Below are 11919 nucleotides of genomic sequence, written 5' to 3' on the forward strand. Positions count from 1 at the left end.
GATAAAAACAATGAACCGGACATTACCTCGCAGTAATCCTATAAAGCGGCAGCTCAAGCATTTGTATTTTTTATTGGCTTTGCTTCTGCTGTTCGGCTCCATACTGCCAGGCGGCAGGGTATGGGCCGACGACGTGGCGCCGGTCCCTGCGCCGGGTATTGCGCAAATCGCCGGAGGGCTCAGCCATACGGTGGCGCTTCGAACGGACGGCACCGTATGGACTTGGGGCGACAATAGTCACGGCAAGCTGGGAAAGGTCCAGGTCCCGAGCCGATACTCACCTAACAAGGTCAATGAACTGAGCGATATTGTGGCGGTCGCCGCGGGAGCCAACCACTCGCTGGCGTTAAAGAAGGACGGTACGGTATGGGCCTGGGGACAAAATTCGGCGGGGCAAGTCGGCGACGGAAGCAATGTCGACCGGATTACGCCCGTTCAGATTACGTCCTTGTCCAACATCGTCGCGATTGCCGCAGGCGTCAACCACTCCGTCGCGCTGGAGAAGGACGGCACCGTTTGGACCTGGGGGGATAACTCCAAAGGCCAGCTCGGCGATGGAACCTATGTCCTGCAATACAGTCCGAGGGTCGTGCCGGATTTGCCGCGGATCATCGGCATCGCTTCCGGAGCCTATCATGTACTGGCCATATCCCAGGATAGAACGGTTGTAGCTTGGGGCGATGACACGAACGGCCAGCTCGGCTACGGGGCAAGCGGCGGGACGCTGAGCAGCAGGGTCTATGTGAACTTCCTGAGCGACATTAAGCAAGTGGCCGCAGGTCTCAATTTCTCGCTGGCCCTTAAGAACGACGGAACGGTTATGGCCTGGGGCTCGAATTATTACGGTCAGCTCGGATCGGGGAGCTCGGAGGACAGCAATAACCCCGTACCGGTTCTCGGCTTGACCGACATCAGCTCGATTACTGCCGGAAACAACCATGCGGTTGCTCTAAAGAACGACGGAGATGTGTATACCTTTGGCCTGAATAACTTCGGTCAGCTCGGAAGAGGCAGTCTGCAAAACAGCGCAGTTTTCACCAAAGCTTCCGGTTTGAACCAGGCTCAAGCGGTCGGTGCGGGACCGTTCCAGAGCTATGCGGTCCGTTCGGACGGCACGGTTTGGAGCTGGGGCAACAACACCATGGGACAGCTGGGTGACGGCACCACCACGAACCGGATCCTTCCGGCCGTGATCCCGAACTTTAGCTTGACGGCTCCCGCTTCGGACAGCGGAAGCAACTCGACCGGCGGCGATCCGTCTTTTAGCAATACTGCTATGGAGCTTCCAATTTCTTCAGGAGACAGCTTCAATCTGCTATTGAAGAACGGCAAGGTATGGTCGTGGGGCGACGGTACCTATGGACAGCTTGGGACCGGCAAGAATGCATTCAAGAATACGCCAAGCGCGATCGACGGCCTCACTGATGTTGCGGCACTGGCGGCCGGGGCCAATCATGCGGTCGTTTTGAAGAAAGATGGAACCGTATGGTCCTGGGGGCAAAATCAGTTCGGCCAGCTGATGGACCAGACGACGACGGGGAAAAATGTTCCCGCGCCGGTTCCGTCGCTGAAAGATGTAACCGCTGTGGCCGCAGGAGCCAATTTCACTCTGGTACTGAAAAAGGACGGCACGGTATGGGCCGCCGGCGACAACACATACGGGCAGCTGGCCGACGGCACCTCGGACAGCAAGTCGGCTCCGCAGCAGATCAGCGGTCTGCCGCAAATTAAAGCCATTGCGGCGGGAACCTATTATGCTCTGGCGCTTGCTGCCGACGGCACCGTGTGGGCATGGGGCGATAATAGCAGCGGCCAGCTGGGCGACGGCACCGTGGCTCCGCGCCGCAATGCCGTGAACCTATCCGGCTTAAATGGGGTGAAAGCCATCGCCGCCGGCCGGGGTCACTCGCTCGCATTGAAAGCCGACGGGACCGTCTGGACATGGGGCTACAACGCCTTCGGCCAGCTGGGCGACGGCAGCACGACCAACCGCACCGCGCCTGTGCAGGTCATGGATCTGCCGCAAGTCGTGTCCATTGCCGCCGGTTCTTATCATTCCCTGGCATTGAAGTCCGACGGGACGGTCTGGGCTTGGGGTTACAACGTATTCAATCAAGTCGGGGACGATTCGACGGTCAATCGCTCCAAGCCGGTCCAGGCCAAAGGATTGTCCGGCATCAGCTATATCAGCGCAGGAGCGTATCATTCGGCGGCATTCGCTTCGAACGGCACGGTATGGACCTGGGGGAGCAACCTGCTCGGACAGCTCGGCGACGGAGGCTATAAGAACCGTACGGTCCCCGGCATCGTGAGCGGGTTCCGGCCCGTCATGACGGATTTGGCCGGACACTGGGCTCAGGGTATCATCGCGGCAGCATTGGAGAAAGGGTATGTGGACGGCTACGAGGACGGTACGTTCCGTCCGGACCTTCCGATTACCCGGGCTGAGCTCGCGAAGCTTACGGCGGCGGCGCTTCGTCTGCCGACACCTAATGCGGCTTCCGGCGAGCCTTGGTATCAGCCTTATGTTTCGGCGTTGACGGTTGCCGGCTTGTACGGGGCGAACGACGGTGGAAGCGATTGGAACGCGCCGGCGACTCGCAGCGACATTGCGCTGCTTGCCGCTCGCGCGATAACCAAGGAGTTGCAGGGGCCAGGAGTCACGGTGGACAAATCGTATGCGATGCAAATCGCCGTGAAGAAGGGAGTGCTGCAAGGACTCTCGGGAGGACAGCTGGCTCCGGATGAAACGACGACGCGTGCGCAGTCGGTTACACTTGTGGAACGAATCTTGTCCGTTAATTCCGGCGTTACGCTGCAGCCGGATCCCGATGCGCTGAAGCAGCTCGGACTATAAGCTTCTTCTTATTCGAACCGCACCCGTAATTCCGCTGTGAATTGCAGGGTGCGTTTTTTTGCCGTCTCCGGCATATACGACGCAAAAAACCTAGCGGTGATTCGCCAGGCTCCTTCCCGGGTGGGATACTCCGCCAAGATCCCCCGGAATGAATGAATGGAAGAAGATAGGCGGATACACATGCCGTTTGCCGCGGTGGGCATATGATAACGTAGCGAAAACCCATCCTACACGGACAGGAGCTACAACCATGCATAAACATGACGCCGTGGTGCTCATCCTGGTACTCTTCATTTTACTGCTGATAGCAGCGCTGCTACTGATCTAATTGCATAGCTTTTTGTACATCGGAAACAGCCGGGACCTCTTGCGGGAACCCGGCTGTTTCTTTGTACCTAGTGGGGTGCAGCGGATTAGAAACCTTTATATTGCGGTTCTTCGTTCTCCAGCTGCGTCACGCGCGCGTTGACTTGATTCACGATTTGCTGCGTTTGATTGGCGCAATCCTGGAACAGCTTTTTCGCTTCTTGGTTTTGCGTTCCAAGTGCGAAGGTTTCTAGGCTGGCTTGAGCGCTTTTTAGTGATGCCAGCGTCGTTTTTACTTGGGATGCTACGGTCATGTCTCTCACCTCCATGAAGTAATGTGCTTCAAAACGGACCGTGTCATAAGTGTAAAAAATAACCAAAAATAACGAAGCACGGTTTGACAAATAATCTAATTGTTGCGTAAGCGAGATGATTTGCAAAGGAGAGAAAACATGGATTGGATGCAAGTGGTTTTCAAATCGCTGGGCGCCGTGGCGATGCTGTTTCTGATCACAAGAATATTGGGGAAAAAACAAATCTCCCAGCTGACCTTTTTCGAATATATTACAGGAATTACGCTCGGAGAAGTGGCGGGCTTTATTTCGACGGATATGGAAGCCCACTATATCAACGGAGTGGCGGCGCTGATCGTTTGGTTTCTTGTCCCTTACTCTCTGGAGCTGCTCACCCTGAAGAGCAAGCGGCTCAGGGAATGGTTCGAGGGCAAGGGTACTGTCATGATCAAGGAAGGCAAAGTGCTCGAGGATAATTTGAAAAAAGAACGGTATACTGCCGACGAGCTATTGGAGCAGCTGCGCACGAAGAGCGTATTCAACGTAGCGGACGTGGAGTTCGCCATACTCGAGGCGAGCGGCGAGCTGAACGTTCTGCTCAAGAAAGACAATCAGCCGCTGACGGCGAAGCATCTCGGCATTCAGGTCGCTCCGGAGCGGGAATCCCAGGCCGTCATTATCGACGGCAACCTTATGGACGAGCCGCTGGCCACGGCGGGCCTCAGCCGGGAATGGCTTTTCACCGAGTTGGAGAAAATAGGCGTTACCTTGGAGAATGTGTTCATCGGCCAGGTTGATTCCTACGGGCAGCTGTACATCGACGTGTACAACGATATGCTGCAGCTTCCGCAGCCTTCCGTGAAGCAGCTTCTCATGGCCACGCTAAAGAAATGCGAAGCGGACCTGGCCTTGTTCGGGCTCTCGACGAAGAACGAAGACGCCAAACGGATGTATGAAGGGTGTGCCGAGCAGATGGGCCGGGTCGTGGAGACGATGACTCCGATCCTGAAGCGATAGCGGGCCTTGCGAACGAATCTGAAGGAGGAACTCCCATGTCAACGAAATCGAAGATGAAGAACCTCACGTGGACCCAGCAGGAATACCAAGAGTTTGCGAAGCAGAGGGAGCCCGCCAGACCTCTATTCAAAAATTGCATCCGCGCTTTCCTTGTTGGCGGATTCATATGCCTGATCGGACAAGGGCTCATGGAGCTGTTCATCCATGTGTTCGGATTTACTCAGAAGACGGCGGGCAATCCGACGGTGGCGGTGCTGATCCTCCTCTCGGTCGTGCTCACCTGCTTCGGGGTCTATGACAAAATCGCCCAATGGGCGGGTGCCGGCTCCGCCGTCCCGGTCACCGGCTTTGCGAACTCGATGTGTTCCACCGCGCTCGAGCATAAAAGCGAGGGCTACGTGCTCGGCGTCGGCGGCAACATGTTCAAGCTGGCCGGCTCGGTCATCGTGTTCGGAACAGTCGCGGCGTTCATCATCGGCATCATTCACCTTCTCCTCGGAACGGGGGCGAAGTAAAGAATGCTGCAGGGAAGCCAAAGCTGGAAATTTAACAAGCGTCCGGTCATCATCGGGACGGCGACGATCGTAGGTCCGGACGAAGGGCACGGGCCGCTCGGCAACGAATTCGACATCGTCCATGCCGACACCTTGATCGGTCAGGACAGCTGGGAGAAGGCCGAGAAGAAGATGCTGGAGGAAGCGGCCAAGCTGGCCGTGGAAAATGCGAAGCTGACGAAGGAAAAAATCCAATTCTACGTCGGCGGCGATCTCATGAATCAGATCATCAGCAACAGCTTCGCGGTCAAAACGATGCAGACGCCGTACCTCGGCATCTTCGGCGCCTGCTCGACCTCCATGGAAGGGCTGGCGCTGGCATCGCTCATCGTGGAGTCCGGATACGGCCACAACGTCATGGCCGGTACTTGCAGCCACAACAGCACCGCGGAGAAGCAGTTCCGGTATCCGACCGAGTACGGCTCGCAGAAGCCCCCTACGGCGCAGTATACGGTGACGGGAGCCGCCGCGGCGGTCGTGTCCAATCACGGCCACGGACCCGTCGTAACCGGAGCTACGATCGGCCGCGTCGTGGACATGGGCATCAAGGACCCGTTCAATATGGGGGCGGCGATGGCTCCGGCGGCGGTCGATACGCTGCAGGCGCATTTTCGGGATTTTGCCCGGGAGCCCGGTTATTATGATCTGATCGTGACCGGCGACCTTGCCAAGGTCGGGTATGGCATCGCCTGCGATTTGCTAGAGAAGCACAAGGTGCCTATGAACCAAACGACGTACTATGATTGCGGACTGATGATTTACGATTTGGAGAAGCAAAACGTCCAAGCCGGCGGCAGCGGCTGCGGGTGCTCCGCAACCGTCACCTACGGGCATATCCTGAAACGGATCAAAAAAGGCGAACTGAAGCGGGTGCTGGTCGTAGCTACGGGAGCGCTGCTGTCCCCTCTGTCGTTCCAGCAAGGGGAGAGCATTCCGGGCATCGCCCACGCCGTCGCCATTGAAAGCGGGGTGCACTAACCATGAATTGGATGCAGTTTATATGGGCCTTCGTGATCGGCGGAGCGATCTGCGTCGTCGGGCAGCTGATGATCGACGTCATGCGGATGACTCCCGCGCATACGATGAGCGCGCTGGTCGTTGCCGGAGCCGTTGTCGACGGTATCGTCATCGGCAATAAAAGCCTGTACGACCGGTTTATCGAATTCGCCGGCGCGGGAGCGACCGTACCTATCACGAGCTTCGGCAACTCGCTCGTGCACGGCGCTCTGGGCGAGCTGAAGCATCACGGGGCGATCGGCATCATCACCGGGATTTTCGAGGTGACGAGCGCGGGCATTTCGGCAGCGATCATCTTCTCGTTTCTCGCCGCTCTCGTTTTCAAGCCGCAAGGCTGACGGTCACAGTTTGGAATCAGAAGCTTCAAGCCCGAGCGGCTTGAAGCTTTTTTGCATTTTTCCCCTGGAATGTGGTTTTTTACAAACAAATTCGGAGAATTTGCATGTATACGGCGTTTTTTAAATCTTGTAAAATGTAGGATAAGCTTCTTTTTCATTCTAAGCAGTGGATCGAACGTTTTACCCCTCTTTTAGCATATAGGATGAGCTGTATTTTTTACTTCAAGGAGGATCAGGAAGATGGAGACAATGACCAAGGACCACGCTCCCGCGCTCAAGCGGATTCAAGCCAATTTGGAATCTTGCATCCTTGGCAAGACCGATGAAATCATGCTGCTCTTGACCGCCATGCTGGCCGGGGGACACGTGCTGCTGGAGGATGTTCCAGGTACAGGCAAGACGGTGCTGATCAAGGCGCTTGCCAAATCGATCAGCGGTCAATTCCGCCGTATTCAGTGTAATCCCGACCTGCTGCCGACCGATATTACCGGCGTGTCCATCTATCATCCGAAGGATGAAGTGTTTCTGTTCCGTCCGGGTCCGATCATGACGAATATTCTGCTGGCGGACGAAATCAACCGCGCCACGACCAAGACGCAGTCCGCTCTGCTCGAAGCGATGGAAGAACGGCAAATCACGGTGGACGGTGGGACGCACGATTTGCCGCGCCCGTTTCTGCTGCTCGCCACGCAGAATCCCATTGATTTTGAAGGAACGTACATGCTGCCGGAGGCGCAGCTGGACCGGTTCATGATGAAATTCAGCCTTGGCTATCCGGATGAGCAGACCGAGACCCGCATGGTCGTCTCCCAGAGCGTTGCGCATCCACTCGACTCCTTGGAGCCGGTGGCGGACGTCGGGCAGATTCTGGAGATGCAGGCGCAGGCGAAGCAGGTGCATCTCGAGGAAGCGGTAGCCGAATATTTGGTAACGATTACGCGGATGACGAGAGAGCATCCCGCGATTTACCTCGGAGCGAGCCCGCGCGCGACGCTGGCACTCGTGCAAGCCGCCAAAGCCTACGCTCTTCTGCAGCAGCGAGACTATGTCATTCCGGACGACGTGAAGTTTCTGGCGCCTTACGTGCTTGGACACCGGATTCTTCTTCAGGCGGAAGCGCGCATGGAAGGCGCCACGGTTCTTTCCGTGCTGGAGTCGGTATTCGGACGGGTGAAAGTCCCGGTACGTTGGGAGAAGTGAGCCCATGAGAACTTCCTTCGCCCACAAGCTGGCGGACCGTCCCCGGTTCAGCCGAAAGTTCTGGGCTGTGGCTGCAGCCTTTGTCGGCAGCCTCGGATTTCTACTGTTCCAGGGCGGGAAGCTGGCCTTAATGCTCTTCGTCATCATTTCGATTCTTAATATTTATTTGCTGCTCGGGCAGTGGAGCGGCATCAAGCGGACCCAGGGCGTCCGCAGTCTGACGAATACGGAATTCGGGGCGACGCTGGAAGCGGGGGGCTCGCTCGGCGTTAAGATTCAGCTTCAGATTCCCGGCTTCTGGCCGATGCCTTACGTTTTCGTACAGGACCATTTGCTTCATAAGAACGGACACGAGCTCACGTTCGAGGCGACGCTCGTGCCGGATTGGCGGCGGCGCGGAGTATGGGAATACAAGACGCCGGCGCTCCGCCGGGGCCACTACTCGTTCGGCCGCACGGAATGTGTAACGGAGGATATATTCGGACTGTTCGAGCACCGCGGCGAGCTGGATCTTCCGCAGAGCATCGCCGTACTCCCGAAGACCGTTCCGATCAAGGAATGGAAGCAGTTTCATCAGATGATGAAGGGGACGAACCATCATTCCACCACGACCCGCGCCGTGCGGGAGACCACGCAAATCAACGGGGTGCGCGAGTATATTTACGGGGACCGGATTTCGCGAATTCACTGGAACGCTACGGCCAAGACGGGAAAGTGGAAATCCAAGGAGTTCGAACGGGAATCGCTGCCGAAATCTTATCTGATGATCGACCGGCACAAGCGCGCTTACGAGGACCCGGAAGAATTTGAGCTGACGGTGTCCGTAGTGGCTTCGCTCTTTCAATACGGCGCGAGCCGAAGCCTCTCGCTCGGCTTGATTTCGAGCGGAGCGGCATCGGTGTATTTTGAGCCGAATAAGGCCCAGGCGCAGCAAAAAGCCGTCCAGCGGCATTTTATCGATGTGGAGGCGGACGGGGCTTACAGCATCCGGCAGGTGCTGAAGGAGAAAGTGCAGATGATGGTGCCGGGCAGCTTCGTCGGGCTGATCAGTCCGGTGAGCGGCGAGCCTATGCTTCAGGTTCTCCTCTGGCTGAAGCAGCAGCACCTGAACCCGTGCCATTTCTGGGTCAGCTCGAATAACGTACAGAAGGAAGCATGGCTGAAGCAGCTCCAATCGCGAGGCATTGCCGGATATGCCATCAGCGGTTTGGCCGAGCTGCCGGTCTTGCTCGGAGGGAGGAACGTATGAAATCCGCTCCTAAGCGCTGGCTTCGGACCCTTCTATGGCAGGATTGGCCTCACCGGCTGACCGTCCTGCTGTCCGGGTTGTTTCTGCTTCAATTTGCCATCTGGTTCTCGAAGGAAGACGGGCTATGGCTGCCGGAGACGTTTGTGATTGTCGAGCTTACGCTTCTCGTCACCATGATTCTGGAGCATTTGCCCCGGATGCACTGGCTGCTTCGGGGATCGCTGCAGCTGATAGCCATCGTCGCGATTCACGTGCTCGTGCTCCGAAGCTACGGAGTGATCGAGCCGATGCCGCTCAGCAGCTTCTTTTCCTCGAGACTGTTCTTGAATTTATATGAGCTTACGCCGTACTTGTGGTTCGGGCTCGGCACCTGGGTCGTATACTTGACGATCATTTGGTGGGTTGAGGTCAAGTGGCGCGTATACGTTCTGATGATCGCAAGCGTGCTCGTTCTGAGCGTGCGCGATTCGTTCTCGTCGATCTTTCTCTGGCCCCAGGTCGCGATGATGGTCGGCTGCGGGCTGTTCCTGCTGATCTTAAGCCATTTTCAACAGCTTCGCCGGCGCGATTTGTCCGCATGGAACTATTTGGCCGAGTATCCGATTTCCATCGCTTTTCCGGTAATTGCGCTTGTTAGTCTGACGGTGTTCGTAGGAGCGGTTATGCCGGAGGTGGGACCGCTGGTAACCGATCCTTACACGGCTTGGCGAACCTATCGCGGCGAGCCGATGAGTTTCACGACCGGCAAGGGCGTTCAGGTCTCGCAGGCTGACCCGCGGGACTCGTCCTCCGGCTACAGCCGAAGCGATTCGAATTTGGGGGGCGGCTTCCAATTCGATTATACGCCGGTCATGTCGGTCGATACGACACACCGCAGCTATTGGCGCGGCGAGACGCGCTCTCTTTATACGGGTAAAGGCTGGGATGAAAGCGATTCGGAGAAACGCGGAGCATGGAATCCGGTGAAGCCCGATAATGGGCTTCCGCCCGATCCTCGGCTGGCGGGTTCGAAGCTGAAAACGATCGAGGTGACGCAGAAGGTTACGCTGCAGACGGAGGAACGTTTTCCGGTGCTGTTCGGAGCCTATGCCTTGCAGCGGGTAACGGATTTGAACGGCGAGAAGGCGAGCTTCGATCCCCTCCAATGGTCGGCTCAGCAAGGCGAACTCCGATTCAGCGAACGTCAGCCCTATCCTAAGACGTATACGGTCGTGTCGCAAATGCCGATCATTGACGAGGAGGCGATGCGATCGGCTTCTCCTGAGCCCACGGGACGCGAATGGCAGGAATACCTGCAGCTCCCCGACAATTTGCCCGCAAGGGTAAAGCAGCTGGCGGCCGATATTACGAAGGATGCGGCGAATCCTTATGATAAAGCGAAGAAAATCGAGCAGTATTTGCAAACGAATTTCAGCTACACGAACAAGCCGGATTTGACGAAAGGGCGAAGCCGGGATTTCGTAGACCGCTTCCTGTTCGAAATGAAGGAAGGCTATTGCGATTATTATTCCACCGCCATGGCCGTAATGGCGCGATCGATCGGGCTTCCGTCCCGTTGGGTCAAAGGCTATGCCTCCGGCTCTACGGCGCTGGATCAGGAGCTGATGGGATTCGGCGCGGATCAGGGATTGATCGATCCGGACGCCGCTGGCGTGTATACCGTCCGCAATTCGGACGCGCATTCCTGGGTCGAGATCTATTTCACGGGCTACGGCTGGGTGCCGTTCGAGCCGACGGCCGGCTTTACGCTTCCCCGTGCGGTACAAGCGCCGGAGCCGAGCGAGGCCGTTCAGCCCGTGACGCCTGCGGCTCCTGAATCGGCCCCGGACGCTGCGCCGGCCGTTCAACCTCATTACGTTTGGTATAGTCTTATTGCTGCAGCCGTGTTGGCGCTGCTCGGCTTGCTCGGCTGGAAGCTGCAGGTGATCGAGCTGGTCCAGGAAAGAGCGCGCCGCCGCCGGGCTTCGCTGCTTAAGCAGAAGGTCATCGTGGAGTGCGAACGCATGCTCCGCATCTTCCGCCGTAACGGATACGTGCGCGAGGAGCATGAGACGCTTCGTGAAGCGATCCGCCGCTGGACTAAGCAAAGCAAGTGGATGAAAGCCGATCTGGATTTGATCCTGCAGGTGTTCGAGAAGGCGAAATACGGCCGCTCGGACATTACCGAAGAGGACTTGCGGCATACGGCGCAGTCGGTCGAGAAGCTGCGGTCGCAGCTGTAGAATGTACTGGGTAGATAGAGAAGACGAACGGCAGCCGGCTGTTCGTCTTCTTGTTTTGTTGGTTCATGCTTACGAAGCGAATTTACTGAGTAAACCGAAGCTCTGGCTACTATAAAAGACTCCGATAAAGAGTATTCTTAATTCGCAAGGCGCAGCGGGAAGCGGGCTGAAGAAACCGGGTTTCACATGTCCTGCGGAGTGCCTTGCTGCCGGCGTTATCCGGGTTAAGCAGGCAATGCGGACGGCCATTCCGGGCACGGAAGGCCGCCGGTGCATCCGCGGCGGCCGCAGGGCTTTCTTTTTGCAACAAAAAGGACTATTATGGTATAGTTTGCGTATACAGGCCAGTCTTATGAGGTGAAAGGATTGCTCAAAAAGCTGATTCCGAGCTTGCAAGTGACCACCATTTACGATATCGACTTGAATGATTTGTGGCAGAAGGGCTGCCGTGGCATCATTACGGATTTGGATAACACGCTGGTAGGGGCCAAAGCGCCGCTTGCCACGCCGGAGCTCATCGATTGGCTCAAGGTGGTGGGGCAGATCGGGTTTCAGGTGGTCATCGTGTCCAACAATCGCGAGGCCCGGGTGACCCGGTTCGCGGAACCGCTCTCCCTGCCGTTCATCTACCGTGCGAGGAAACCGACGAGCCTTTCCTTCCGCCGGGCGCTTCAGATGATGAAATTGCAGCCGGAGCAGACGGTGGTCATCGGGGATCAAATGCTTACGGATGTGCTTGGCGGCAACCGCATGGGTTTATATACGATACTGGTCAAGCCGATTTCCTTGGTCGACGAGGGCTTCTTCACGAAGGTGAACCGAAGAATCGAGAAAGCGGCGTTAACGATAATGAAAAGGTAGGGAAT

10 protein-coding genes are annotated in these 11919 nt (G+C 56.9%); 9 read left to right on the forward strand and 1 reads right to left on the reverse strand.

Features of this window, described 5'->3' with window-relative positions:
• The first annotated feature begins 10 nt into the window (after positions 1–10).
• The gene (locus tag O9H85_RS01375) at positions 11–2857 is read left to right on the forward strand and encodes an RCC1 domain-containing protein (RefSeq protein ID WP_269879472.1); all 2847 of its coding nucleotides are present in this window, start codon (positions 11–13) and stop codon (positions 2855–2857) included.
• A 413-nt stretch (positions 2858–3270) separates the two neighbouring features.
• On the opposite strand, the gene O9H85_RS01380 is transcribed toward O9H85_RS01375, so the two are convergent.
• Positions 3271–3477, reverse strand: a complete 207-nt coding sequence (locus tag O9H85_RS01380; protein WP_269879473.1) for a DUF1657 domain-containing protein — start codon at positions 3475–3477, stop codon at positions 3271–3273.
• Between the two features lie 138 nt (positions 3478–3615).
• Between O9H85_RS01380 and O9H85_RS01385 the strand changes: the two genes are divergently transcribed.
• From O9H85_RS01385 to O9H85_RS01420, 8 genes are all read left to right on the forward strand, one after another.
• A complete protein-coding gene (locus O9H85_RS01385) occupies positions 3616–4473 on the forward strand; it encodes a DUF421 domain-containing protein (protein WP_269879474.1) in 858 nt (285 codons plus the stop codon).
• A gap of 35 nt (positions 4474–4508) precedes the next feature.
• Positions 4509–4988, forward strand: coding sequence for a stage V sporulation protein AC (gene spoVAC, locus O9H85_RS01390; RefSeq protein WP_269879475.1), 480 nt, complete (start codon positions 4509–4511; stop codon positions 4986–4988).
• A gap of 3 nt (positions 4989–4991) precedes the next feature.
• Entirely contained in the window at positions 4992–6005 is a 1014-nt protein-coding gene (gene spoVAD, locus O9H85_RS01395; RefSeq protein ID WP_269879476.1) for a stage V sporulation protein AD, read from the forward strand.
• An 11-nt stretch (positions 6006–6016) separates the two neighbouring features.
• Entirely contained in the window at positions 6017–6382 is a 366-nt protein-coding gene (gene spoVAE, locus O9H85_RS01400; protein WP_269879808.1) for a stage V sporulation protein AE, read from the forward strand.
• A 249-nt stretch (positions 6383–6631) separates the two neighbouring features.
• A complete protein-coding gene (locus O9H85_RS01405; RefSeq protein ID WP_409348091.1) occupies positions 6632–7582 on the forward strand; it encodes an AAA family ATPase in 951 nt (316 codons plus the stop codon).
• A 4-nt stretch (positions 7583–7586) separates the two neighbouring features.
• Complete coding sequence (locus O9H85_RS01410) at positions 7587–8831, forward strand: DUF58 domain-containing protein (RefSeq protein ID WP_269879478.1); 1245 nt, start codon at positions 7587–7589, stop codon at positions 8829–8831.
• Positions 8828–11053, forward strand: coding sequence for a transglutaminase TgpA family protein (locus O9H85_RS01415; protein WP_269879479.1), 2226 nt, complete (start codon positions 8828–8830; stop codon positions 11051–11053). Before O9H85_RS01410 ends, O9H85_RS01415 begins: the two co-directional genes overlap by 4 nt.
• A gap of 366 nt (positions 11054–11419) precedes the next feature.
• Positions 11420–11914, forward strand: a complete 495-nt coding sequence (locus O9H85_RS01420) for a YqeG family HAD IIIA-type phosphatase (protein ID WP_269879480.1) — start codon at positions 11420–11422, stop codon at positions 11912–11914.
• The last annotated feature ends 5 nt before the right edge of the window (positions 11915–11919 follow it).

Source organism: Paenibacillus gyeongsangnamensis (genome assembly GCF_027533625.1).
Taxonomy (GTDB): domain Bacteria; phylum Bacillota; class Bacilli; order Paenibacillales; family NBRC-103111; genus Paenibacillus_G; species Paenibacillus_G gyeongsangnamensis.

Excerpts from the sequence above, each read along its gene's own strand:
- O9H85_RS01375 (WP_269879472.1), top strand. The coding sequence starts at position 11 with ATGAACCGGACATTACCTCGCAGTAATCCTATAAAGCGGCAGCTCAAG.
- O9H85_RS01380 (WP_269879473.1), bottom strand. The coding sequence starts at position 3,477 with ATGACCGTAGCATCCCAAGTAAAAACGACGCTGGCATCACTAAAAAGC.
- O9H85_RS01385 (WP_269879474.1), top strand. The coding sequence starts at position 3,616 with ATGGATTGGATGCAAGTGGTTTTCAAATCGCTGGGCGCCGTGGCGATG.
- spoVAC (WP_269879475.1), top strand. The coding sequence starts at position 4,509 with ATGTCAACGAAATCGAAGATGAAGAACCTCACGTGGACCCAGCAGGAA.
- spoVAD (WP_269879476.1), top strand. The coding sequence starts at position 4,992 with ATGCTGCAGGGAAGCCAAAGCTGGAAATTTAACAAGCGTCCGGTCATC.
- spoVAE (WP_269879808.1), top strand. The coding sequence starts at position 6,017 with ATGCAGTTTATATGGGCCTTCGTGATCGGCGGAGCGATCTGCGTCGTC.
- O9H85_RS01405 (WP_409348091.1), top strand. The coding sequence starts at position 6,632 with ATGACCAAGGACCACGCTCCCGCGCTCAAGCGGATTCAAGCCAATTTG.
- O9H85_RS01410 (WP_269879478.1), top strand. The coding sequence starts at position 7,587 with ATGAGAACTTCCTTCGCCCACAAGCTGGCGGACCGTCCCCGGTTCAGC.
- O9H85_RS01415 (WP_269879479.1), top strand. The coding sequence starts at position 8,828 with ATGAAATCCGCTCCTAAGCGCTGGCTTCGGACCCTTCTATGGCAGGAT.